This is a genomic window from Mycobacterium sp. URHB0021, from assembly GCF_054057895.1.
The window spans coordinates 7,345,120-7,366,424 of sequence record NZ_JBSRZT010000002.1; the positions used below are offsets into that span (position 1 = coordinate 7,345,120).

24 protein-coding genes and 1 pseudogene are annotated in these 21,305 nt (G+C 67.5%); 10 read left to right on the top strand and 15 right to left on the bottom strand.

Annotation, left to right across the window (positions count from 1 at the left end):
- Positions 1-99: 99 nt before the first annotated feature.
- From ACVWWN_RS38060 to ACVWWN_RS38085, 6 genes are read left to right on the top strand one after another with little or no spacing between them, the layout of a single operon-like run.
- Positions 100-1,101: an AAA family ATPase gene (locus tag ACVWWN_RS38060; RefSeq protein WP_457148481.1), complete on the top strand. Its 1,002-nt coding sequence runs from the start codon at positions 100-102 to the stop codon at positions 1,099-1,101.
- A gap of 28 nt (positions 1,102-1,129) precedes the next feature.
- Positions 1,130-1,996, top strand: coding sequence for a DUF58 domain-containing protein (locus tag ACVWWN_RS38065; RefSeq protein ID WP_457148482.1), 867 nt, complete (start codon positions 1,130-1,132; stop codon positions 1,994-1,996).
- The gene (locus tag ACVWWN_RS38070) at positions 1,986-2,459 is read left to right on the top strand and encodes a hypothetical protein (protein WP_457148483.1); all 474 of its coding nucleotides are present in this window, start codon (positions 1,986-1,988) and stop codon (positions 2,457-2,459) included. Before ACVWWN_RS38065 ends, ACVWWN_RS38070 begins: the two co-directional genes overlap by 11 nt.
- A 50-nt stretch (positions 2,460-2,509) precedes the next feature.
- The gene (locus ACVWWN_RS38075) at positions 2,510-3,496 is read left to right on the top strand and encodes a hypothetical protein (RefSeq protein ID WP_457148484.1); all 987 of its coding nucleotides are present in this window, start codon (positions 2,510-2,512) and stop codon (positions 3,494-3,496) included.
- Positions 3,493-4,440: a vWA domain-containing protein gene (locus tag ACVWWN_RS38080; RefSeq protein ID WP_457148485.1), complete on the top strand. Its 948-nt coding sequence runs from the start codon at positions 3,493-3,495 to the stop codon at positions 4,438-4,440. The genes ACVWWN_RS38075 and ACVWWN_RS38080 overlap by 4 nt, the downstream gene beginning before the upstream one ends.
- Positions 4,437-5,162, top strand: coding sequence for a hypothetical protein (locus ACVWWN_RS38085; protein ID WP_457148486.1), 726 nt, complete (start codon positions 4,437-4,439; stop codon positions 5,160-5,162). Before ACVWWN_RS38080 ends, ACVWWN_RS38085 begins: the two co-directional genes overlap by 4 nt.
- Before the next feature lie 132 nt (positions 5,163-5,294).
- Here ACVWWN_RS38085 and ACVWWN_RS38090 read toward each other — a convergent pair whose 3' ends face one another.
- Positions 5,295-5,948 carry an aquaporin gene (locus ACVWWN_RS38090; RefSeq protein WP_457148487.1) on the bottom strand — a complete coding sequence of 218 codons (654 nt, stop codon included), beginning with the start codon at positions 5,946-5,948 and terminating at the stop codon, positions 5,295-5,297.
- A 172-nt stretch (positions 5,949-6,120) separates the two neighbouring features.
- On the opposite strand from ACVWWN_RS38090, the gene ACVWWN_RS38095 reads away from it, so the two are divergent.
- The gene (locus tag ACVWWN_RS38095) at positions 6,121-6,774 is read left to right on the top strand and encodes a response regulator (protein ID WP_457148488.1); all 654 of its coding nucleotides are present in this window, start codon (positions 6,121-6,123) and stop codon (positions 6,772-6,774) included.
- Here ACVWWN_RS38095 and ACVWWN_RS38100 read toward each other — a convergent pair.
- Complete coding sequence (locus tag ACVWWN_RS38100) at positions 6,756-7,136, bottom strand: response regulator (RefSeq protein ID WP_457148489.1); 381 nt, start codon at positions 7,134-7,136, stop codon at positions 6,756-6,758. The two genes, ACVWWN_RS38095 and ACVWWN_RS38100, sit on opposite strands and share 19 nt — an antisense overlap.
- A 262-nt stretch (positions 7,137-7,398) precedes the next feature.
- Here ACVWWN_RS38100 and ACVWWN_RS38105 point away from each other — a divergent pair, with 262 nt between their 5' ends.
- The gene (locus tag ACVWWN_RS38105; protein ID WP_457149435.1) at positions 7,399-9,600 is read left to right on the top strand and encodes a DUF4118 domain-containing protein; all 2,202 of its coding nucleotides are present in this window, start codon (positions 7,399-7,401) and stop codon (positions 9,598-9,600) included.
- A 19-nt stretch (positions 9,601-9,619) separates the two neighbouring features.
- Here the strand turns inward: ACVWWN_RS38105 and ACVWWN_RS38110 are convergent, their stop codons facing one another.
- Genes ACVWWN_RS38110 through ACVWWN_RS38120 form a run of 3 tightly spaced genes read right to left on the bottom strand, consistent with a single transcriptional unit; the run spans position 9,620 to position 11,297 of the window.
- A complete protein-coding gene (locus ACVWWN_RS38110; protein WP_457148490.1) occupies positions 9,620-9,862 on the bottom strand; it encodes a hypothetical protein in 243 nt (80 codons plus the stop codon).
- A 56-nt stretch (positions 9,863-9,918) separates the two neighbouring features.
- Positions 9,919-10,971, bottom strand: a complete 1,053-nt coding sequence (locus ACVWWN_RS38115) for an aminotransferase class V-fold PLP-dependent enzyme (protein WP_457148491.1) — start codon at positions 10,969-10,971, stop codon at positions 9,919-9,921.
- On the bottom strand, positions 10,968-11,297 hold the full coding sequence (locus ACVWWN_RS38120; RefSeq protein ID WP_457148492.1) for a DUF4229 domain-containing protein: 330 nt from the start codon (positions 11,295-11,297) through the stop codon (positions 10,968-10,970). The genes ACVWWN_RS38115 and ACVWWN_RS38120 overlap by 4 nt, the downstream gene beginning before the upstream one ends.
- A 50-nt stretch (positions 11,298-11,347) precedes the next feature.
- On the opposite strand from ACVWWN_RS38120, the gene ACVWWN_RS38125 reads away from it, so the two are divergent.
- Positions 11,348-11,512 carry a hypothetical protein gene (locus tag ACVWWN_RS38125; protein WP_457148493.1) on the top strand — a complete coding sequence of 55 codons (165 nt, stop codon included), beginning with the start codon at positions 11,348-11,350 and terminating at the stop codon, positions 11,510-11,512.
- A 12-nt stretch (positions 11,513-11,524) separates the two neighbouring features.
- Here the strand turns inward: ACVWWN_RS38125 and ACVWWN_RS38130 are convergent, their stop codons facing one another.
- The 8 genes from ACVWWN_RS38130 to ACVWWN_RS38165 are packed head-to-tail and all read right to left on the bottom strand — an operon-like array spanning position 11,525 to position 18,993.
- Positions 11,525-12,655, bottom strand: coding sequence for a MinD/ParA family ATP-binding protein (locus ACVWWN_RS38130; RefSeq protein ID WP_457148494.1), 1,131 nt, complete (start codon positions 12,653-12,655; stop codon positions 11,525-11,527).
- A gap of 32 nt (positions 12,656-12,687) precedes the next feature.
- Complete coding sequence (gene ccsB, locus ACVWWN_RS38135) at positions 12,688-13,665, bottom strand: c-type cytochrome biogenesis protein CcsB (RefSeq protein ID WP_457148495.1); 978 nt, start codon at positions 13,663-13,665, stop codon at positions 12,688-12,690.
- Positions 13,665-15,236 carry a cytochrome c biogenesis protein ResB gene (resB, locus tag ACVWWN_RS38140; RefSeq protein WP_457148496.1) on the bottom strand — a complete coding sequence of 524 codons (1,572 nt, stop codon included), beginning with the start codon at positions 15,234-15,236 and terminating at the stop codon, positions 13,665-13,667. The genes ccsB and resB overlap by 1 nt, the downstream gene beginning before the upstream one ends.
- A complete protein-coding gene (locus ACVWWN_RS38145) occupies positions 15,233-16,021 on the bottom strand; it encodes a cytochrome c biogenesis CcdA family protein (protein WP_457148497.1) in 789 nt (262 codons plus the stop codon). The genes resB and ACVWWN_RS38145 overlap by 4 nt, the downstream gene beginning before the upstream one ends.
- Complete coding sequence (locus tag ACVWWN_RS38150) at positions 16,018-16,608, bottom strand: TlpA disulfide reductase family protein (protein ID WP_457148498.1); 591 nt, start codon at positions 16,606-16,608, stop codon at positions 16,018-16,020. The genes ACVWWN_RS38145 and ACVWWN_RS38150 overlap by 4 nt, the downstream gene beginning before the upstream one ends.
- An 11-nt stretch (positions 16,609-16,619) precedes the next feature.
- Positions 16,620-17,231 carry a histidine phosphatase family protein gene (locus ACVWWN_RS38155; RefSeq protein ID WP_457148499.1) on the bottom strand — a complete coding sequence of 204 codons (612 nt, stop codon included), beginning with the start codon at positions 17,229-17,231 and terminating at the stop codon, positions 16,620-16,622.
- Positions 17,231-18,550, bottom strand: a complete 1,320-nt coding sequence (hemL, locus tag ACVWWN_RS38160; protein ID WP_457149436.1) for a glutamate-1-semialdehyde 2,1-aminomutase — start codon at positions 18,548-18,550, stop codon at positions 17,231-17,233. The genes ACVWWN_RS38155 and hemL overlap by 1 nt, the downstream gene beginning before the upstream one ends.
- Before the next feature lie 56 nt (positions 18,551-18,606).
- Positions 18,607-18,993, bottom strand: a complete 387-nt coding sequence (locus tag ACVWWN_RS38165) for a nitroreductase/quinone reductase family protein (RefSeq protein ID WP_457148500.1) — start codon at positions 18,991-18,993, stop codon at positions 18,607-18,609.
- A gap of 84 nt (positions 18,994-19,077) precedes the next feature.
- Here ACVWWN_RS38165 and ACVWWN_RS38170 point away from each other — a divergent pair.
- A pseudogene (locus ACVWWN_RS38170) lies at positions 19,078-19,455 on the top strand (nitroreductase family deazaflavin-dependent oxidoreductase); the annotation flags it as partial.
- Here the strand turns inward: ACVWWN_RS38170 and ACVWWN_RS38175 are convergent.
- Together ACVWWN_RS38175 and ACVWWN_RS38180 are read right to left on the bottom strand one after the other, a co-directional pair.
- Positions 19,447-20,817 (bottom strand): cytochrome P450, encoded by a 1,371-nt coding sequence (locus ACVWWN_RS38175; protein WP_457148501.1) that lies wholly within the window; start codon positions 20,815-20,817, stop codon positions 19,447-19,449. The pseudogene ACVWWN_RS38170 and the gene ACVWWN_RS38175 overlap by 9 nt on opposite strands.
- On the bottom strand, positions 20,814-21,299 hold the full coding sequence (locus tag ACVWWN_RS38180; RefSeq protein WP_457148502.1) for a pyridoxamine 5'-phosphate oxidase family protein: 486 nt from the start codon (positions 21,297-21,299) through the stop codon (positions 20,814-20,816). Before ACVWWN_RS38180 ends, ACVWWN_RS38175 begins: the two co-directional genes overlap by 4 nt.
- Between the last annotated feature and the right edge of the window lie 6 nt (positions 21,300-21,305).

The window sequence follows — 21,305 nt, forward strand, 5'->3', positions numbered from 1 at the left end:
GTGTCAAGGAAAGTTGACACTTCGTCGCGGTACGGTGTTCAACCGTTCGGGTCCGGGTACTCCGTGCCACGACTTTCCAAGATCAGTTCGAGAGGACGCATGACCGCAGCCCGAATACAGCCCGACCGCCGCGACGCCGACGAGGCACGGCGCATCGTCGCCGCCGTGACCGAAGCGTTCACCGCAAAGGTCGTCGGACAGGACAATCTGCGCGAGTCGCTGCTGATCGGATTGCTCGCCGGCGGGCATGTGCTGATCGAGAGCGTGCCGGGACTGGCCAAGACCACAGCTGCCCGGGTCATCGCGGAATCCATCGACGGCCGGTTCAGGCGAATCCAGTGCACGCCCGATCTGCTCCCGAGCGACATCATCGGGACGCAGGTCTACGAGTCGGCGACGAACTCGTTCGCCACTCAACTCGGGCCGGTGCACGCCAACATCGTGCTGCTCGACGAGATCAACCGCTCGAGCGCCAAAACTCAGAGCGCGATGTTGGAGGCGATGGAGGAACGCCAGACCACCATTGCCGGCACGGTGTTCCCGATCCCCGAACCGTTTCTGGTGATCGCCACCCAGAACCCGGTGGATCAGGAGGGCACCTACTCGCTGTCGGAAGCCCAGACCGACCGGTTCCTCCTCAAGGACATCGTCGGCTATCCCTCCCCCGAACAGGAGGTGGAGGTGATGGCGCGAATGGACGCCGGTATCTATGACAAGGAGCGCCGGAGCCGGCCCGTGATCGGCCTCGCGGAGGTGCGGCGGCTGCAGGCCGTGGTCCGCACCGTGCACATGGACCGCGAGCTCATGCACTACGCGAGCCGGCTCGTCAGCGTCACCCGGACTCCCGAGCGCTACCTGCCCGCCCAGTTGGCCCGGCTGGTGGAGTATGGCGCGAGCCCGCGGGCCACCATCGCGTTCTGCAAGGCCGCTCGTGCGCTGGCGGTGCTCTCGGGCCGAAGTCACGTCATCCCCGAAGATGTCGCCAGGCTGGCCCATCGCGTACTGCAGCACCGGCTGATTCTCGGTTTCGAGGCGGCCGGCGCCGACATCACCCCCGCGGTGATCGTCGACGCGGTCCTGCAAGCGGTCCGGGTGCCCTGAGGCCGCGCAACGGACAGCGGGAAACACAGTGGGCAAGCACCTCAACAAGGCGAAGGCGCATTTCGGCACCAACACCCGCGGTCTCCTCGAGGGTGGCCGGTACGCGTTGCTGCACACCCGCAGCATGGAATTCGACGATCTGCGCCCGTACGTTCCGGGCGACGACGTGCGCGACATCGACTGGAAGGCGTCGGCCCGATCAGGCGCCGTCCTCATCAAGCGGTTCGTATCGGAGAAGCACCACAAGATCCTGCTCATCACCGACGCCGGCCGCAACATGTCGGCGCTGACATCGGCCGGCGAGCCGAAACGCGATGTGGCCGCCAACATCCTGGGCGCCATCGGCCTTATCACCCTGGGGCGCTCGGATCAGGTCGGCATGGTGTACGGCGACTCGCGCGGCAGCGTCAACATCCACGTGCGCCGTGGCGAGAACCACATCGAGAGCATGCTGCACCGCTTTGATCTGCACAGCCGACAACACGCCGGCCCCAGCGACATCGTCTGCCAATTGGATTACGCCGGCGCTCATTACCGCCACCGGATGTTGATCGTGGTCGTCTCGGACGAACCCGACGTCGACGCGCGCCTCGACGACATCCTCACCCGTCTCGCCGCGCGCCACGACGTGATGTGGGCAATGGTGCCCGACATGCCGGCGGTGACCGAAGGCGACCGCGATGGCTACGACGTGTCCAGCGGCAGGTTGGTGCTCAACGGTGCGGCTCTGGGACCGCGCGTCATCGCCGCCTACCGTCGCGCCGAGCAGACCCGGCGCCATCGGCTGGCGGAGTTCATGACCGCCCATGCGATCCCGTACACCACCATCGCCCGCAGCGACGAGATCCGTCCGCGGCTGGTCGCGTTGACCGAGGTGCTGGCCCGTGCCGGATGACCTGCTCCGCTTCGTCAGCGGGCCGACGCCCTATTCGCCGTGGTGGCTGTGGATCGGACTGGGCCTACTCACCGTCGTGATCGCTTGGTACCTCACAGTTCTCGTATGGACTCTGCCGTCTGCTCAGCTGCGCCGGCTTCCGGTGGTGCGATCCGTACATGCCCGTGTGCTGCGACGCCGCTACGCCCGGACCGTGCGCACGATCGGTGAGCACTACCGCGCCGGCGCACTGCCGCCTGCGAGGGCGGGTGCCCAGCTGAGCCGGACGCTCCGCAGCTTCCTGCACCAGGCCACCGGAACGCGGGCCCAGTACATGCACGTCGACGACATCGCGGCGGGTGATCTGGCCAAGGCCGCTCCTCTCGTGTCAGCGCTCAACGACGCCCAGTTCAACACCGAATCGACGGTGGACGTCGGCCAGGCGGGCGTCCGGGCCGAGGAGCTGATCCGCACGTGGACTTGAGATGGTGGCCGGTCGCTCTCGCTGGGTTCGCTTGCCTGGCAGGGGCTGTCATGCTCGCGGCGCTGCTCCCGCTGGAGCAGATCCGCCGGAGGTTGCTACCTCTGGCCCACACCTCGCGGCTGACCCGGCTGCCCGAATATGCACGACTGGCCCGGACCAGAGCGGCCGCGGCGGTCGTCACCATCGCGCTGCTCGTGCTGTTGTTCGGCGCCGCGATGCTGGCCAGTGCCCGCCCGACCGGAAGCTGGTGGGCGACCGCGGATGCCACCGAGCACGAAGACATCATGCTGTGCATTGCACAACCGGTGACCGACGCGGCGACCGGGGAATTGCTCAGTTATTACGCGCGGCAGGTGGCCGCGTTCGGCAGTCAGCGCATCGGGCTGACGTCGCCGAACCGACGGGTCGTGCCGCTGACCCGCGACTATCAGTACGCCGCAGGACAATTCGGGAAGTTCGCCGAACTGGCACGAATACAGGCCGCGCGCGATGCGGGAAACCCGCTGTCGGTTGCCGAGTCGACCGCACTCCGGGACCGGTCAGCAGCGTTCTCGCCACCGGTGTCGTATGTCGACTACGCGCCCGGTGTCGCCGACGTCCTGGCGCTGTGCCTGACCGGATTTCCGCCGTTCGAAGCCGGGGGCGGCCGCAGCCGGACACTGATCTACCTCGGGCCCGGCGCCGTCGGCGACCCGGCCGAAAAGCGTCCGGCCCTGTTCAATGATCAGCGGGTCGCCGACATGGCGCGTGAGGCCGGTGTTCAGGTCAACGCGATCGCCACCCCGGCGCGGGGAACCGACACCCTGCGTTCGGTCACCAAATCCACTGGGGGGCAGTTCTTCCGGCTCGAGGGCAACGGGACGGACCGCTCCGGCACCAACCTCGACGGCAATCTGGACGCCATCCGGGCGAAGCCCCCGGCGATCGGCGCACAGGTGGCGGTCGGCCGGCTGGAGGACGCACCGGCCATTGCGTTGAGCGTGGCGCTGGCGGCGTCGGCGATTTTGGGTGTGGCGCTGGTGGTGCTGCGACGATGACGTTCGAGCCCGTCGTTCCGGCTGCGATACTCGCGGTGATCACCGTGGCTGTGATCGCCTCGCGGCTGATCACCATGAGGCAGCTGATGAACGCTCCCTCCGGTCGGGCCACGGTGCTGCGCTGGTGCGGACTGACTCTCGCGCTGCTGTTGCTGCTGATCGCCGCCGCCAGGCCGGTTCTCACGCCCGGCGGGAACGTGGCCGCGCCGCAAGGGGACAGTTCGAACGCGAATGTCTTCTTCATCGTCGACCGGTCGGCGGCATCCGGGGCGACCGACTGGGGTGACGGCGAGCCGCGGATCGCGGGGATGCGGGCCGACATGGCGGCGCTGATCAGGGACCACCCGCGGGGCCGGTTCGCGGTGATCGCGTTCGCGTCGCGGCCTTCGTTGGACTGGCCACTCTCCGATGACGCGTTCAGCCTCGACCCCGTCGTCGCACGCCTCGCCCCGTACGCCGACCAGACGCCAGACGCGCAATATCAAGTCAACGCGGCCGCCGCCGCCAATGTGCTGCGCTACCAACTGATCGCCAGTGGCCAGCAGTACCCCGATTCCACGAACCTCGTGTTCTATCTGGGTTCGGGCGCCCCGAATTCACGGGCACCTCAGGGTGAGTTCGATCCGGTCGCCGGATCGGTGGACGGTGGATCGGTGTTCGGTTACGGCGCACCCGACGAATCGGCGCTGACGCGGATCGCCCGGCAACTCGGCGTCCCGTACGTGCACCGGCAGGACGGCCAACCCATACCGGAGACCAACGCCGCCGCCTCGCCACCCACTGCCGCGGCCGGATCGGGCGATGTCGCCGAGCGCCGCGAACTGTACTGGGTGTTCACGTCGGTAGCGGCAGCACTGCTACTCGCCGAGTTGTACGCGTCACTGCGCGAGTTCCGCCGTAGCCGCATGGCACGTCCGGACGCGGCCCGGAATGAGGCGCTGTGACGCGCGCCGGATCGTCGGTGCCGTATCGGCTGCGGCTGCGGCGGCGCCTGGTGATGTTCTCGGCGCCGGCGGCGATCCTCGCCGTGCTCTTGGCGGCCAAGTTGATCTCGGTCACCGTCGCGGGCGGTTCGGCGGCGTCGGATTTCGCCGATGGCGATGCGGGGGCGATGCGCGACGACGTAGCGATGCTGAACGTGCTGAATGTGATCGAACCGGCGAAGGTATCGTTCGCCGTCGGCGCCCTCGCGGTTCTGGACGGCCGACTCGACGAGGCCGATACGCACTTCTCCGAGAACCTGTCGCGCACCGACGCCGCGAAGTCGTGCCCGGTGCGGGTCAACCTCGAACTGGTGCGCGAGAGGCAGGGTGACGTGGATGCCTGGGAAGGCCGCAAGGATCAGGCCAGGGAGCGTTACGGCGCGGCACTGGCGATCATCGAGGCCGCGTCCCCGGGGTGCTTCGGCGGCAACACCGACCCCGACGCCCAACGACGGGAGATCCGCAACGAGGCGGCGGCCCGTCTCGCCGCCAAGGTGGCCGCTCTGGACGCACCCGCACCGGCCGCCCCGCCGCCCGTGCCCGCGCCGGCCGCGCCGCCGCCCGCCCCATCCGCAGCCGTGGCGCCGGAGTCAGAGGTGCCGGAGTCCGGGCTGCGGTTGAATCCCGGCAACGGCGACCCGATCGACCGGCTGAGGCAACTCATGGAGGACGCCGCGGGCTAGCCGGTGGCGGGCTCGGCCCTGGGCTGTACCCTCCATGGCGACGTCCACCCACCGTTGACGTCGAGCCTGCGATCTCGGCGTGAATACCAGCGAGTGACCCAGCACGCGCAATTCGACCACCACTGCGCGCATCTAGAGCCCCGTCGATCCGAAGGTGAGGAAGGCGAGCGCGGCGATCGCGCCCGCGATGATCTGGCTCACCAAATACACGTCGCCGAGGCACGCGCCGACATCGACGGCGGCGGCGGTCACACCCACTGCAACGGCTAAGTCCGGCATCAGGTTTGACCGCCTAGGACCGTCGGAGGCGCAACTGAACACGACGTAGCTCAGCACCAGGGTGAACAACGCCGCGGCCGCGAACGCGGCCAGCAGCGGTCGCCCGGTCAACGTCGTCGCGGTCACTGCCGCCATCCGCCGAGGATCGATGATCACGTGCCAGACCAGCACCGCGCCCAAGCCTGCGGCGAATTGCGCGCACCAGTGACCTGCCGCCGCGCGCAATGAAATCCGGCCCCACAGCACGCCGGCCAACGTGATCGCCGGGGAGAAATGCGCGCCGGCTTGCTGAGCACCTGCGTAGATCATCGCCATCAAAACCCCGCCCAGGGCCACTGCGGCAAAGGGCTCCGCGGTGCACACCGCCACCCCGACCGTCACGAGCAGGCAGAATGTTCCGAGCAGTTCGAGCGCATACTTGCCGATCGCGTCTAAATGTTCGATGATTGCCGTGGATTCGTTGCCGTCGAAAGGCTCGGCAAGCAGCTGCCGCTGCCACACGGTCATGAGCTTTTATTCTTATGGATGCCAGTCCGGATGTCGTCAACGCTGACTGCCATCCGCAGCCCCTGGTGGCCTCCACTTGCTGTACCTGCTAGCGGTAAACCTGCTGACTCATCTGTGAAGTCGTTGCAAGATTGTTGGGATTGTGACAGACGCGCCCACTGAGAGGACCGACATGAGTGCCGTGCAGGTGGTCGTCGCTGACGACGACGTGCTGCTCCGGGAGGGGTTGGCCAGCCTGCTCGAGCGGTCGGGCTTCGATGTGGTGGGTCAGGCGGCCGATGCCACGGAGCTGCTCACCTTGGTGCGTGAGCGCAAGCCCGCCCTCGTGGTGGTCGACATCCGGATGCCGCCGACGCACACGACCGAGGGTCTCGATGCCGCTCGGGTGATCCGCACGGACTTCCCCGATACGGGCATCCTGGTGCTCTCGGCCCATGTCGAGGTGGAGCATGCGACCGAACTGCTGGCCAGTGGACACGCCATCGGTTATCTGCTCAAGACCCGGGTCACCGACGTCGCAGACTTCGTCGACACCCTGGAACGGATCGCCAAGGGCGCCTCGGTGGTGGACCCCGCACTGGTCCAGGAGCTTGTCTCCGCCCGCCGGCGTGACGACCCGTTAGCGGTCCTCAGCGGGCGCGAACAGGAGGTTTTGATGCTGATGGCCGAGGGCCGCTCCAATGCCGGCATCGCCCGGCGGCTCTGGGTCACCGAGGGCACCGTCGAAAAGCATGTGCGCAGCATCCTGACCAAGCTGAACCTGCCCGAGACGGGTGACGACCACCGCCGCGTGCGGGCCGTGATCACCTACCTCGACGCGCGGTGATTCAGAAGACTGCGAATGGCCTCGGGCGAAAGCGCGAACTTTTGCACGAAACCGACGGCTGAGCTGGTGGCAATCATGTCGACTAGGTCCGATTCGGCATATGTGGAGACGAGGATCACAGCCAATGCGCCAAGCGCGTCCGCGTGATGAAGTCGCTCGACGACCTCGAACCCGTCTTCCCCGCCCAGGTCCACGTCGACGAGAACGACGTCGGGACGCAGCTCGGCGTAACACTTAAGAGCCTCATCGCCATTGGAAGCGGTACCGACAACGCTGAAACCCGCGCGCTCGAGCATGGCGCTCGCGGCGTCGCGAAAATCCGCGCTGTCGTCAACGATTACGCAGCGCAAGGCGAGATCCACCGCTACACATCTGTTCAGCTTCGCAGAACTCCATCTTCCTGGCATTCCCGTTACCCAGAACTATTGAACGTTTTCTCCGCGTGGATCGTCGCGTGAAGGTGCGCTTATGGACGCTATCGCGGAATTCGCTGGCACTGGCAATAAATCCAAGCTCATCGTGTGTTGGACTTGGAGTTGATACCAAATGAGCCAGCACCGAACCACCCCACCGCCTGCGGACCTCAGTCAGCCCGGTCAAACACTTCGAGACCGGCTGCTGTCCATGCTGGTCCGACCGACCGCACCGCCCGTGTGGCTGGGGATCGTGGTGGCCGGGGCGTTCATCCTCGTCGAGACACTTCTGGTGTACCGGCTCCGGCAGATCGCGCCCGAGAACGCCTTCGGCGCGCTGTTCCTGCTGGGAGTCCTGGTCGTGTCCGCCGGCTGGGGATTCCGCCTCGCAGTCACCACATCCTTGCTCAGTGCAGTGGTCTATGTGTACTTCCACCTCGAGACCAACGGATCATTCGTGCCGACGCATCCACAGGATGCGGTCGCAATCCTGATCTTCCTTCCGGTCGCACTGTTGGCCAACGTTCTGGTCGGCCAGGCCCGGCTTCGCGCGGCAGAATCCGAACAGCGGCGCCGCGAGGCGGACCTCGCCTCCGAGCTGGCCCGCATGATGTTGCGCACCAACGATCTGCGGCCTGCGCTGCATACCGCGGGACGCAGGATGGCCGAGGTTCTCGGCCTGCCCTTCGCCATCATCGAACCCGACACGGTTCCGGCCGGAGAGCATCAGTCGGCGATACCGCTACACGATGGCCCCGGTCCGCTCGGCACGCTGCTGGTGCCGGGCAACCTGCCGAGGCCGATGCGTCAACGCCTGTACCGGCTGGTGCCGTCGCTGGAGGCATTGATCGCCGCGGCACGGGACCGCGAAGCGATCAACGCGGAACTCGAAGCCAGCCGAAGGGAATTGGAGCGGTTCTTCGACCTGACCTCCGAGCTGCTCTATATCGGCGGCGAAGCCTTCATGCGCCGGGTCAACCCCGCGTTCGAGAGGACGTTCGGCTACACGGCCAGCCAGCTGTTGTCGCGGCCGTTCCTGGAGTTCGTCCATCCGGCTGACCGGAACCGCACCGGCTCCCTGATCGACGCGCTGCTGAGTTCGGGCGGGACCGCCCAGTTCGAGAACCGGTGCGTCCGAAGCGACGGCGCCGAACGATGGCTGGAGTGGAGCGTCGTCGCGGAGAAGGGACTTCTCTACGGCGCGGCTCGCGACGTGACGGATCGCAGGCGCGAACAGGATCGGCTTCGCGAAGCCCAGCGCATGATCGAGGCCAGTCACGCCGAGGTGAGCGCTCTCGCCGAGCAGCAGGCGGCGCTGCGGCGTGTTGCCACGCTGGTGGCGCGCGGTGTCAGCCCCTCCGACATCTATCCGGCGGCGGTCTCCGAACTGTCCCGCGGCCTCGGCATCGACAACGTCGTTCTGCTGCAGTACGAATCAGACGAGGCGCTGGTGCTGCTCGCGACCCGTGACGAACGTGGCGTCACCAAACTTTCGATCGGAGAGCGTATTTCGCTCGACGGCGACAACGTGGCCGAGATGATCCACCGCACCGCCAAGCCGGCGCGGATGGACAGCTACGAGGGTGCCGCCGGGGCCACCGCGGAACGCATCCGTCGGCTCGCGATCCGCTCGGCGGTCGGCGCGCCGATCATCGTCGACGGACGGACCTGGGGGGCCCTGGTGATCGGGTCCTCGCGACTCGAACCGATGCCGCCGGAGACCGAGGCGCGCATCGGTGACTTCGCCGACCTTGTCGCGACCGCGATATCGAATGCACAGACCCGTGCCGAGCTGACCGCATCCCGCGCACGTATCGTCACCGCGGGCGACCAGGCGCGTCGCCGCTTCGAACGGGATCTGCACGACGGGGCACAACAACGAGTCGTGTCACTGAGCCTCGAGATCAGGGCGATCGAGGCGTCGATCGGGCCGCAACAGCAAGAGCTGCGGGACCGGCTGTCCCACGTCGTCGACGGCCTGTCATCCGTGTCGACGGAACTGCAGGAGATTTCCCGAGGCATCCACCCGGCGATTCTGTCCAAGGGTGGTCTGGGGCCCGCGATCAAGACGCTGGCCCGCCGGTCCGCCGTCCCCGTCGATCTGGAGCTCGAGGTCGACCGTCGGTTGCCGGAATCGGTGGAGGTCGCCGCCTATTACGTGGTCGCCGAGGCGTTGACCAACGCCGCCAAGCACGCCCAGGCAAGCGAGGTGCGCGTCCGGGCCTGCGCCGATGACGATGAGCTTCATCTGTCCATCAGGGACGACGGTATCGGCGGTGCGATCGCCGGCAACGGCTCCGGGCTGATCGGCCTCAAGGACCGGGTCGAGGCGATCGCGGGGCGCCTGACGATCGCCAGCGCCCCATGGAGCGGGACGGCGTTGGAGGTGACTATCCCGCTCCAGAATCAATAGGCCCGACGTTCTTGTGACCTCAGTGACCACCGTGGTGGAAGATCAGCCCGAGCCCCCCGAAGAAGGGGTACTGCGTCTGATAGTTGACCGACGGCGGCGTGGCGATGACTTGGGCGTTGCCGTCCGACTGGCAGACGCTTGCTGTTCCCGTGCTCGTGCAGTCGGGTCCCGACGGGGCGGCCAGCGCCACTGGCGAGAAGGCCACCGCGGCCGCGGCCGCTCCCGAGATCAGCAGGGGTGCCATGAAGTTCCGGATTTTCATGACTCCAGAATGCCCGTTGTGCCAACGGATGTCGTCGCTGCTGCCACCAACGATGGTTACCCGTTATCCCCCAGCGCGTCGAGAAGCCGGTCAAGGTCGTTGTCGGAATTGTACAGGTGAAACCCGACCCGCACCGCCCCGGCGCGGACCGAGGCACGGATGCCCGCCCGTTCCAGGCGCTCGGCCGCATCAGCGATCGGAATCGATACGATTGCCGAATCATGCTGCGGCAGTTGCAGTTCTAGCCGAGCACGATTCGCCAGACCGACCGCGTGGCGCTCGACAGCGTCACCGTCGAGTGACGCAAACCACGGCAATGTCAGCCCGCAGCCGAGCGCACTGAACCAGGCGGGCGAGGCGTCGAAGCGCCGCGCACTGTGCGCCAGCCGCAGCGGCAGTCCGTAGATCGTCTGCCACGGCAGCTCGCCCGCATACCAGTTCCCGGCGTGCGGCGTCATGATGCGACTCACCCGCTCGCTCAACGACATCCACGCGGTTCCGCGTGGCGACAACAGCCATTTGTAGACCGCGGCGACGGTCACATCGGCCCAGCCGACATCGAGCTTCTTCCAGCCCAGCGCCTGCGTGATATCGATCACGGTCAGCGTGTCGGTGCCGGCCACTGCCCGGCGCAGGGCCGCAGCGTCGAGCACTGCGCCGTTGGCGGACTGCACCAGGCTCGCAGTCACGACATCGAACCGACCCGCGCTCGACACCAACTCGTCGGCCGTGAGTTCGGTCACGGTCACACCGCGAGCGGCCTGCGCAGCGAACGGGAATGTGGTGCTTGTGAATTCGCCCACTAGCGTGGCGACCCGGCTGCCGTCGGGGATCGCGGCGGCGACCAGGCCCAGCAGGGCGGAGACCGTCCCGCCCATGGCCACCGAGTCGACCGGGACCCCGGCCAGCGCGGCGTATCCGGCGCGGCCCGCATGCACCGGCTCGTCGAAGGAAGTCGCATCCATGGTGCCCGCCTGCCACTGCGTCAGACATGTCTGCAACGCGTCAGTGAGAAAGCGGGGAGGCAAACCGTAGGTGGCGGTATTCAAAAATCCTGCTGCGCCGATGAATTCGGCCCCGAACGCCTCACGGGCCGCGGCCGCCGTCATTCTTTGCCGGGCTTGTCGTCGTCTCCCGCCGACTCTTCGCCGCGTAACCGGGCCTGCAGTTGCTCCCGGTCTCTGCGTCGGCGCGCGTCGATGGCGGCGACGCCGGCGGTGGCGCGGCGGCGTAGCGGAGCGAAGATCCAGATGCCCAACGGCAGCGCGATCACCAACGCGAACAGAAGTGCCACCACGAGCGGGAATTCATGTAGGCCGATCAGACGTGCGGCGCCGAAGATCACCGCGGTCAAGATCACCACCAGCAGCAGTCGGGCCAGGACGTACACCAGGACGTCCACCACTAGGCGAGATGCGGGCCGATCCTCAGACACGGCCCGAGCCTACTCACGGCGCGTATATTCGGAGCAAGGAGGTTTTCTGCGTGGCGTATTTGCTCCTGATTCTGGTTGTCGCGGGCCTGGCATATGCCGTCTGGCGGCTGACGCGGCTTGTCGCGAGTCGGCCGAAAACGCGTGTGATCGGCCCGGACGACGACCCGGATTTCTTGCGGCGGCTCGGCCACGGGGACAACAATCCCCGGCAGTAGCGCCGCGAATACCTAATTGGACAGATCGCTGGAGCGGGGTGCGCCGGGAAACCCGTCGGCGATAACAGCCGCCAGTTCGAGCAAGGCCTCGCGGGTTTCGGGCCGCAAACGTTCGAGGCTGATCTCGGCGCCTTCCTCCAGATGCGGGTCGAACGGCACCTGTCGCACGGCGCGGCAGCGCCGGGAGAAGTGATCCACCACCTTTTTCAGGTCGACCTTGCCCGAACGGGGCCGCACCGCGTTGATCACAGCGATGGAATTGCGGACCATGTCCTGGTGGCCGTGCGCGTCCAGCCAGTCCAGGGTGGCGGCCGCACTGCGGGCGCCGTCGACGGACCCGGAACTGATTACCACCAGCACGTCGGCCTTGTGCAGAACCGCCGACATCGCCGAATGCAGCATCCCGGTGCCGCAGTCGGTGAGCACGAGACTGTAGAAGCGCTCCAGAACCTCGAGGGTGCGGATGTAGTCGTCGGAGCTGAATGCCTCGGACACCGCGGGGTCGCTCTCGGAAGCCAGCACCTCCAGCCGGCTCGCCCCCTGCGACGTGTAGCCGCGAACATCGCTGTAGGCCTCGATGCCCTCGGCGTCGCGGAGCAGATGGCGCACGGTGGCCGGCGTCTCCAGCGGCACCTTCTGACTCAGCGTGCCACGGTCGGGGTTGGCGTCGACGGCCACGACACGGTCGCCCCGGATCGACGCGAACGTCGCGCCGACGGTGGCGGTGATGGTGGTCTTGCCGACGCCGCCCTTCAGTGAGAGCAGGGCGATCCGGTAGCACCCCCGCAGCGGGCGCTGTACCTGCGCCTCCAGCTCGGTGCGGCGTTTGACCTTCGGGCTTTCGCCGACATTGACGAGCTTGAAGGTGGCCAGGTACAGCCACCGCCGCCAGCCTTCCGACGGGGCCCGCTTCGGCTGGCCCAGCAGGGCCACCGTGGACAGGTCGAGATAGGGCGGTGGATTCTCCAGGGGTGCCGCGTCGGGGTCCCGCGCCGCCTCGTGCTTCGGCGCCGCCTCGTGCCTCGGCCCAACTCTGCTCGGCGTCCCGTTCGGCGGGGTCGAGTCGGCCGATTCCGCCGGCGGGGCGGCCGCCGGATCGGTGAAGCGCTGCTGCCCGCGAAAGCCGCCCGGCTGGTCAATCACCGGCTAGTCCCCTCTCATCGGCTCGGCCGTTCTCAGCCGACCCCAGCGTACGAATGCAGCCCGACCGTCACCAGGTTGATGAAGAACAGGTTGAAGACCATCGCCACGAACCCGACGACGTTGATCCAGGCCGCCTTCCTGTCGCGCCAGCCCGCCGTCGACCGGGCGTGCAGGTATGCCGCGTACACCACCCAGGCGATGAACGACACCGTCTCCTTCGGATCCCAGCCCCAATACCTGCCCCACGCCTCCTCAGCCCAGATCGCCCCGAAGATGACGCCGAAGCCGAAGATGGGGAATGCGAAAATCGTTGTACGGTAAGCAATCCGATCCAGCGTCTGGGCGTCGGGCAGACGCCCCACGACGCGGGCGAGCGTGCCATCGGCCAGGTCCAGCCTGCCGAGCGGCGACATCTTGAGAAGGAACAGGATGCTGGCCACGCCCGCAACGAGGAACACCCCCGAGCCGAGGCTCACCACCGAGACGTGGATAGGTAGCCAGTAGGACTGCAGTGCGGGCATCACCGGCGCCGCGTTGGTGTAAAGCCACCTGCCCGACACCGTGAGCAGAATCAGCACGGGAACGAGGACGAAGACCCACAGCGCCCGGTACTGCGGGCGGCGCAGCACGATCGTCGCCGCGAGCAGCCCCGAGAAGCAGGTCAGATTAATGAACTCGTACATGTTGCCCCACGGCACCCGCGAAGTGGCCAGACCTCGCAGCACGATGCAGATGAAAAGCAGCCCGATGCCCACGTACACCAACGCGAGACCGGACTTACCGACGCGTTCGTCGAGGGGGCGCCTGGGCGCCGCGGCGACGACACCCGGTGTGGTGCTGTCGGCGCCGACCGTCGCCGTCACCAGCTCCCTCTCCTCGACCTTGCGGCCGCTGCTGTAGGCCAGTTCGACCGCGAGCAACAGCAGCGCGGCGACCAGCACGACCACCGATGAGGTGAAGGCCCAGTCGGAGTAGCGGGCCAGTCCCACGTCGATGTGCTCGGTGTTCATCAGACCTTCTCCTTAGCGGCGGCGGCCACGTCACGGTCGGTCACCAGCCGCTGCGTCAACCGCTCGAACTCGTCGCCCCACCCCGAGTTGTCGGTGCGGGCCAAGCCGCCCAGCTCGACGCTTACCGTACCCGCGGCGGCCGGTGTCAGCCGAACCCAGACCCGTCTGCGCCGCACCACCAGCGACACCAACAGCCCGGCCATCATCGTGAGCGCGAACACCAGCACCCAGACCTGGGCGGGGTCGTGGGACACCTGAACGTTGATGAAGGGCACGGCACCGTCGAAGCGGACGACGGTGCCGTCCTCGAGGCGGGCCTGCTGGCCTGCCCGCAGGTTGATCCTGGTCATCTTGGTGAGCCGCTTTTGTTCGATGAGGCGGGGGTCGAGATCGAACAGCGACTGCGGCCGACCGGTGTCCAGGCCGGTGTCGCCCTGGTAGATGTCGACGGCCACGGCCGGGTCGTTCAGCGCGGGGTAGCTCGACGACAGCAGCGTGCCCTGGAGTTGCTCGGTCGGCGCGAACAGTCCCTGGATGGCGATCTGGTGCTTGCGCCGTTCGCCGGCGTCCGGATAGGTGCCGCCCGGCGGGTCGAAGCGCATGACCCCCGATGACAGCAACGTGATCTGATCCTCCGGCCGCCACTGCAGCGTCTGGGTCCGCGTCTGTCCGTCGGCAAAGGTGACGGTGAACGTCGGGGCGTAACCGTGGCCCTGCAGGTACACCCGGTCGCCGCCGACCCGCAGCGGCTCGTTGACCTTGAGGAGGTACGGCCGCCAGGTGTCGGTGTCGAGGTCCTCACCCGCCTGATACTCGATGTTCGAGGCGAACGAGACCGCCTGACCGGTCGGCAGATAGTGGGCCTGAAAATCGTTGACCCGCAGACAGATCGGGAACAGCGACGTGCCGTCGACGGTGTTGCCCGCCCGGAACGAGTCGAAAGCTGCCGGCGATGCCGAGCAGAATCCGGGGCCGCTGTCGGCGACGACGATGACGTTGCCCTCGTAGCCGAAAAGCTTCCCGGCGGCGACCGCGACCAGCAGACCGAGCAGGGAGAAGTGGAAGACGAGGTTGCCGAATTCGCGCAGATAGCCTTTCTCGGCCGAGATTTCGATGACGCCGCCCTCGGTCCGCGTGGTGCGGCGCCAGCCGCGCAACCGGTCTGCCATGGCGGTCGCGGTCGCCCCGGGATCGCCCGCCACCCGTGCGGTGTCGTGCTTCGGCAGCCGGCTGAGGTTTCGCGGCGCGGGGACGGGCATGGCCCGCATGCTGCGGGCGTGCTCGATCAGCCGTGGCGTCAGGCAGCCAACGAGAGAGACGAACAACAGCGCATAGATGGCGGTGAACCAGAAGCTGGAGAACACGTCGAAGGCCTGCACGCGGTCCAGCCACGGCCCGATGGCCGGATGCTCGGCGAGGTACTGCTCGACCTTGGACTCGTTGAGGCTGCGCTGCGGCAGCAGGGCACCCGGTATCGCCCCCAGCGCGAGCAGGAACAGCAGCACCAGCGCCGTCCCCATCGAGGTCAGGGTGCGCCAGGTGTTGCGGCAGTACGCGAAAATCCTTCTCATAGCGGCAAAGTCACATCACTGACGAATGTGTCGCGCACCCATGAGACGAAATCACTCCACACCCCGGTCACCAGCGCAGTCCCCACCAAGATCAGCAGTATTCCCCCGAAGATCTGGATGACGCGGGTGTGTCGTCGCAACCAGCTCAGCCCCTGCACCGCCCGCGCCGAACCAAAGGCGAGCAGCACGAACGGAATTCCCAGCCCCAGGCAATAGGCGATCACCAGGAGTACGCCGCGGGCCACATTGGTGCCGTCGGTGGCGGATGCGACCGCGATCACCCCGGTCAGCGTCGGCCCCAGGCACGGGGTCCAGCCAAGGCCGAACACCGCGCCGAGCAGCGGCGCACCGGCGATCGTGGACAACTGCCGGGGCGTGAACCGGGTATCGCGCTGCAGCGCAGGGACGAAACCGATGAACACCAGGCCCATCACGATGGTGAGGACTCCGCCGATCCGTTGCAGCAGAACCTGATTGGTGATAAGTGTGGTCGTCATGCCCAGCACCGCGACCGTACCCAGCACGAACACGGAGGTGAAACCCGCGACGAACAGGGTGGCGGCACCCGCCACCCGGACACGGGCCTTCCTGGCCACCGTCACCGCACCCGATGGCTCGACCCCGTCCTCCACGCCCACCACGGCGGCCAGATAGGAGAGGTAACCGGGTACCAGCGGCACCACACACGGCGAGGCGAACGACACCAGGCCCGCCAGCGCGCTGACCAGAAAGGCCAGCATCACGGGCCCGCCGGCCATCAACCGGTCGACGTGGTCCAGTGTCATGTCGACGGCGCCTTCGCGTCTTCGGCAGCCAGTCGTTCCACCACCGGTTGCAGGTCTTGCGCGAGAACCTCGCGCAGGAACACCGCGGCGACCCGATGCTGCCGATCCAGCACCACGGTGGACGGGATGACCGTGGTCGGGTATCTGCCCCCGAACGCAATCATGGTGCGCATCGACGGGTCATAGATGGACGGGAACGTGACCTTGCGGTCGACGATGAAATCGCGGGCGGCGTCACGGTTGTTGTCGCGCACGTCGATGCCCAGGAAAGCCACGCCCTGCGCGCGGGTGGCGTCGTAGACCTTCTGCAGCTGGGTGATCTCGGTGCGGCACGGTCCACACCACTGCCCCCACACGTTGATCACCACGACCTTGCCCGGGAAATCGTCGACCGAGACCGTCTTCGCCGGATCCATCAACTCGGGTCCGGTCAATCGGCCGGGCCGGCCACGGCTTGCGGGCGGATCGTAAGTGATGTCGGTCTTGCCGCCGGGTGCGACGAACTCGAAGGTGCCGCCTTGTGCCACGGCGTCGGCACCGGTCGAGCATCCGACCAGCGCGACCGTCGCCGCGCCAGCCAGAACCATCGCCAACCGCTTCACAGACGTCCCGCTGGCTCCGAATATCCCCAGCCGACCAGCCGCTCGCCGTCGAACTGGAACGAGGTCAGCGACGCCAGGTTGCACATGCGGTTGGTCGGAACGTGCGCGAGCCTCGACCCCGTCAGCGCGCGGCGCAGCGTCTCCACCGGCAGCTGGTGGCTGACGCACACCGCCTGGTGACCGGCGGCCTTGATACGCGCGCGGTGCACCGCTTCGGCCATCCGCGCGGCGATCTGGGTATAGGGCTCACCCCAAGACGGCTTGAGTGGGTTGCGCAGCAGCTTCCAATTACGGGGATCGCGCAATGCGCCGTCACCCGGCGAAACCTTCAATCCCTCGAACGAATTCCACGATTCGATCAGCTCGGGGTCGGTGTCGACCGACAAACCGTGGCGCGCGGCGATCGGCGCCGCCGTTTCCTGAGCGCGTTCCAGCGGTGAGGCGACGACGTAGACGATGTCGTTGCCGGCCAGCCAGTCGGCCGCGGCCTGAGCCTGGGCCCGGCCGTGATCCGACAGATGGTAGTCGGCGAGCCTGCCGTAGAGGATCTTGTCCGGGTTGTACACCTCGCCGTGCCGCATCACGTGCACGGTCGTCTTCTCGACCATCAGACGTTGGGATCCTGTGCTTCGGCCGCGGCACGGGCCGCCAAAGGCAGGGCAGCGGCGATACGGTCGAAGGCATCGTCATCCAGCACGGCTGACACGAACCAAGTTTCGAATGCGCTGGGCGGCGGGTAGATGCCGGCGTCGAGCAGACCATGGAAGAAGGGCGGGAACCGCCACGTCTGGGTGGCCCTGGCCGCCGCGAAATCGGTCACCGGCTCCTCGGAGAAGAACACCGACAGCATGTTGCCGGCCCGGGCAACCTGATGCGCCACACCGGCATCCGTCAATGCCGCGGCCAGCAGTCCGGCCAGCCGGTCGGCATTGGCGTCCAGTGCGGCGTAGGTGGCATCGTCGGCGGCCCGCAGCGTCGCCAGCCCGGCCGCCATGGCGACGGGATTGCCCGACAGCGTGCCCGCCTGGTACACCGGCCCGAGTGGGGCGAGGCGCTCCATCACCTCGGCGCGGCCACCGAACGCCGCGGCCGGCAGCCCGCCACTCATCACCTTGCCGAAGGTGAACACGTCAGCGTCGACAGGATCGATTCCGTACCAACCTGAGCGGCTCACCCGAAATCCGGTCATCACCTCGTCGGCGATCAGCAGTGCGCCGTGGGCGGCGGTGATGCGGCGCAGCGCGGCGTTGTATCCGGGAAAGGGCGCGACGGTGCCCATATTGCCCGCGCTGGCCTCGGTGATGACGCACGCGATCTCATCGCCGAACCGGCCGAACACATCCTCCAGGGCGGGGATGTTGTTGTACGGCAACACGATGGTGTCGGCAGCGGCGGCGCCGGTCACCCCCGGCGAGGACGGCAGTCCCAGCGTCGCAACGCCGGAGCCCGCGTCGGCGAGCAGTGCGTCGCTGTGACCGTGATAGCACCCCGAGAACTTGATGATCTTCGCGCGTCCGGTGTAGCCGCGGGCCAGCCGGATCGCGCTCATGGTGGCCTCGGTCCCGGAGTTGACCATCCGCAGCCGCTCGACCGGGGCGACGCGCCCGATGATCTCGGCGGCCAGCTCGGTCTCCGACGGCGTCGGGGCGCCGAACGACAGACCGTCGCCGGCCACCCGCCGGACGGCCTCGACGACCGCCGGATGCGCGTGACCCAGGATCATCGGCCCCCAGGAGCAGACCAGGTCGACATAGCGGTTGCCGTCGGCATCGGTCAGCCAGTAACCCGACGCGGAGGTGATGAACCGCGGGGTTCCGCCGACGGAGGAGAACGCCCGCACCGGAGAGTTCACCCCACCGGGGATGACGGCACACGCGTCGGCGAACAGCCTCGCCGATACCTCGGCTGATAAGTGGTCGGCACGCATGGCCACCAGTGTCCCAGCCACCCCGACAGCGTCAACTACAGGGTGTAGTGGCGTGGTCACCCCTTCGGGGTGACGACGAACACCGGATGGTCGGCCTCGCGGGGCAGATCGCGGAAGTACCCTTCGACCGCGCGGCCCGCCTTGTCCCGATAGGCGGTCAGGATCGCCTGTCGGTCCTGCTCGGGGATCTCACGGGCGACGTAGCTCTTCGACCCGATCGTGGCATTGGGGTCGGCCCGCAGATTCTTCACCCAGTCGGACTCGCCGCGGGTGGAGACGACATATCTGGTGCCCCCGACATCGATCGGGATCACCGGGACGTGCTGCGGTTGTCTGCTCTTGCGTCGGGTCACGGTCAGCGTTTCGGTGTCGCTCATGCCGGTCGCCATCGCGATCCGGTTGAAGACGGTCCGGGTGAACCAGGGCGGCTTGAGGTAGGCCATGACCTACGAGTCTGATCGCCCCATCGGGCCACCGCAAACGACCGGAACGCCGCGGCCGGCGTTCGCCCGGGGTTTGATGGCCACATGCAGCTTCCGCAATGGCTGGCACGGTTCAACCGGCACGTGACGAACCCGGTCCAGCGACTATGGGCGGGGTGGGCACCGACGATGTGCATCCTCGAGCACGTCGGCCGCAAATCCGGCACGACGTACCGCACCCCGCTGACCGTATTCACCACCGACGACGGCATTGCCGTCCTGCTGACGTACGGCCCGAACCGCGATTGGCTGAAGAACGCCATGGCCGCCGGCGGCGGCCGGATGCGGCGCTACGGCAAAACCATCGAACTGACCAATCCGCGGGTGGTGCCGAAGGCGGAGGCGGCGCAGACGGTCAAGGGGCCGTGGCGACCGCTTTTCGCGCTCCTGCCGTTCGAGCCCGCGGTGTGTTGTTCACCCGCGTCGGCTGACACTCGCCCGGATCGGCCCCTTGGCCACCGTGGTGAACGGCACCTCACACGGAAAGTCCTGATCCACCGAGCGGATCTCCATCGACCGGACGATCGTGGCCAGTGCGAGGGTGGTCTCCAACCGGGCGAAGTGTTCACCGATGCACGCACGTGCCCCGCCGGCGAAGGGGATGAAGTGCCAGCGGTCGCGATCCTTCGAATTCTCGGGGCTGAACCGATCGGGGTCGAAGACGAGTGGGTCCTTCCACAGGGCCGGATCCCGATGCAGGGCATAGATGCCGACCGCCAGCAGGCTACCGGCCTCAACGCGGTAGCCGTCAACCTCGATGTCGCGCACTGCCAGCCGGCCGACCCCGGCAGCCGGCGGGCACAACCGCAGTGCCTCGTGCAGCACCTGAACGGTGTATCCGAGTCGGGACACATCCTCGGGGGTCAGCTCGCGGTCGCCGATCTCGGCCACCTCGGCGGCCACCCGGTTCTGCACATCGGCGTGGTGCCCGAGCACCCACAACGCGTAGGTGAGCGCGGTCGCGGTGGTGTCGTGGCCGGCCAACATGAATATCAGCAGGTCATTGCAGATGTCGTCGTCGGAGAGTGGCTGCCCGGATGCGGGATCGCCGGCCGCGATCAGCGCGTGAACCAGCGGCGCATCGCGTGTCGGATCGGCACGGCACGCCTGCAGGATGTCGTTGGTGAAGGCGCGCATCGACGCGACCGCGGCACGCGCTCGGCGGCGTGCCGGTGTCGGCAGCCATCGCGGTGCCCGCAGCGGCCGAAGCGCGCGGTCGGCGGTGTAGGAGGACGCGACGTGCATGTGCTCCGCGATCACCTCCGCGCGGTCGTTGAGGTCGACGCCGAGCACCGACCGGCCCAGAGACTGCATGGTCAACCGGCGGCACTCCACGTCCAGGTCGACTTCGCCGCCGTCGCGCCAGCGCTCGACGAAAGCGTCGGCCGCCGTGGACATGTGGCCGCCGAACTGCCGGACGTTCTGCCGGGTGAACACGGGTTGCAGGGCGCGTTTGCGCGGACGCCACTGCTCATTGGGCAGGACGAACAAGCTGTCGCCCGCCATGTGCCGGACCTCTTTGTGGACGATGCACCGCTCGGACAGGGCGTCGTTGCGTCCCAACACGTCGCGGATGCCGTCGGGTGAGAACACCGCCACAAGCGGCGGAAACAGCCATTTGGGGCCTACCTGCAGCCGGGTGATCGCGCCGCCGCCGTCGCGGATCAGTTCCTGGCCCCTGTCCAGGTGCCGGACGGCTTTCAGCAACTTTCGGAGGGGCAGCGGATTCCTCGGGACCAACCGCAGCGCGCTGACGCCGGTGGGCCGGGTCGTTGTCCGGTTCACCTCACGGTCCAGGTGAGAGTCTCGCCTTCGCCCTTCGTCATCACCGTGCCGGGCATCACGCGCAGCCGATACGGGCTCAGCCGCAGCACGGCGAACTGAGCGGAGGTGGGGCCGTCGGCCCACATCGGGATGATGCCGGGGTCGTAGCCCACGGGCTCGGGCGCGCCGGCAAACCTGTCCCATACTGCGCGGCGGGTTTCCTCGTCGGAGTACCACTCGACCAGGCACTCTGCGCTGCAGGTGTTGTGGTTGCCGGTCCAGTAGCTCACCGACACCTCGGGATGGGCCGCCAGATGTGCCCGCTTGACCGGACTCGGCACAGTGGCGATCCAGCCGAAGAGATCAGTGCCGTCCCACTCCCAGAACGGATGCAGGATTCGGGTGCGCGGGCGACTGTCGGCGCCGACGGTGGCGACCGACGCCCACACGATCGAGTGAGCCATCTGAACGAACGCGGGTGCGATCCGGTCGAGAGAGGTCACGCCGAA

Coding starts and splice junctions, on each gene's coding strand:
- ACVWWN_RS38060 (WP_457148481.1), top strand. CDS start 100: ATGACCGCAGCCCGAATACAGCCCGACCGCCGCGACGCCGACGAGGCA.
- ACVWWN_RS38075 (WP_457148484.1), top strand. CDS start 2,510: ATGCTCGCGGCGCTGCTCCCGCTGGAGCAGATCCGCCGGAGGTTGCTA.
- ACVWWN_RS38080 (WP_457148485.1), top strand. CDS start 3,493: ATGACGTTCGAGCCCGTCGTTCCGGCTGCGATACTCGCGGTGATCACC.
- ACVWWN_RS38090 (WP_457148487.1), bottom strand. CDS start 5,948: ATGACCGTGTGGCAGCGGCAGCTGCTTGCCGAGCCTTTCGACGGCAAC.
- ACVWWN_RS38095 (WP_457148488.1), top strand. CDS start 6,121: ATGAGTGCCGTGCAGGTGGTCGTCGCTGACGACGACGTGCTGCTCCGG.
- ACVWWN_RS38105 (WP_457149435.1), top strand. CDS start 7,399: ATGCTGGTCCGACCGACCGCACCGCCCGTGTGGCTGGGGATCGTGGTG.
- ACVWWN_RS38110 (WP_457148490.1), bottom strand. CDS start 9,862: ATGAAAATCCGGAACTTCATGGCACCCCTGCTGATCTCGGGAGCGGCC.
- ACVWWN_RS38115 (WP_457148491.1), bottom strand. CDS start 10,971: ATGACGGCGGCCGCGGCCCGTGAGGCGTTCGGGGCCGAATTCATCGGC.
- ccsB (WP_457148495.1), bottom strand. CDS start 13,665: ATGAACACCGAGCACATCGACGTGGGACTGGCCCGCTACTCCGACTGG.
- resB (WP_457148496.1), bottom strand. CDS start 15,236: ATGAGAAGGATTTTCGCGTACTGCCGCAACACCTGGCGCACCCTGACC.
- ACVWWN_RS38145 (WP_457148497.1), bottom strand. CDS start 16,021: ATGACACTGGACCACGTCGACCGGTTGATGGCCGGCGGGCCCGTGATG.
- ACVWWN_RS38150 (WP_457148498.1), bottom strand. CDS start 16,608: ATGGTTCTGGCTGGCGCGGCGACGGTCGCGCTGGTCGGATGCTCGACC.
- ACVWWN_RS38155 (WP_457148499.1), bottom strand. CDS start 17,231: ATGGTCGAGAAGACGACCGTGCACGTGATGCGGCACGGCGAGGTGTAC.
- hemL (WP_457149436.1), bottom strand. CDS start 18,550: ATGCGTGCCGACCACTTATCAGCCGAGGTATCGGCGAGGCTGTTCGCC.
- ACVWWN_RS38165 (WP_457148500.1), bottom strand. CDS start 18,993: ATGGCCTACCTCAAGCCGCCCTGGTTCACCCGGACCGTCTTCAACCGG.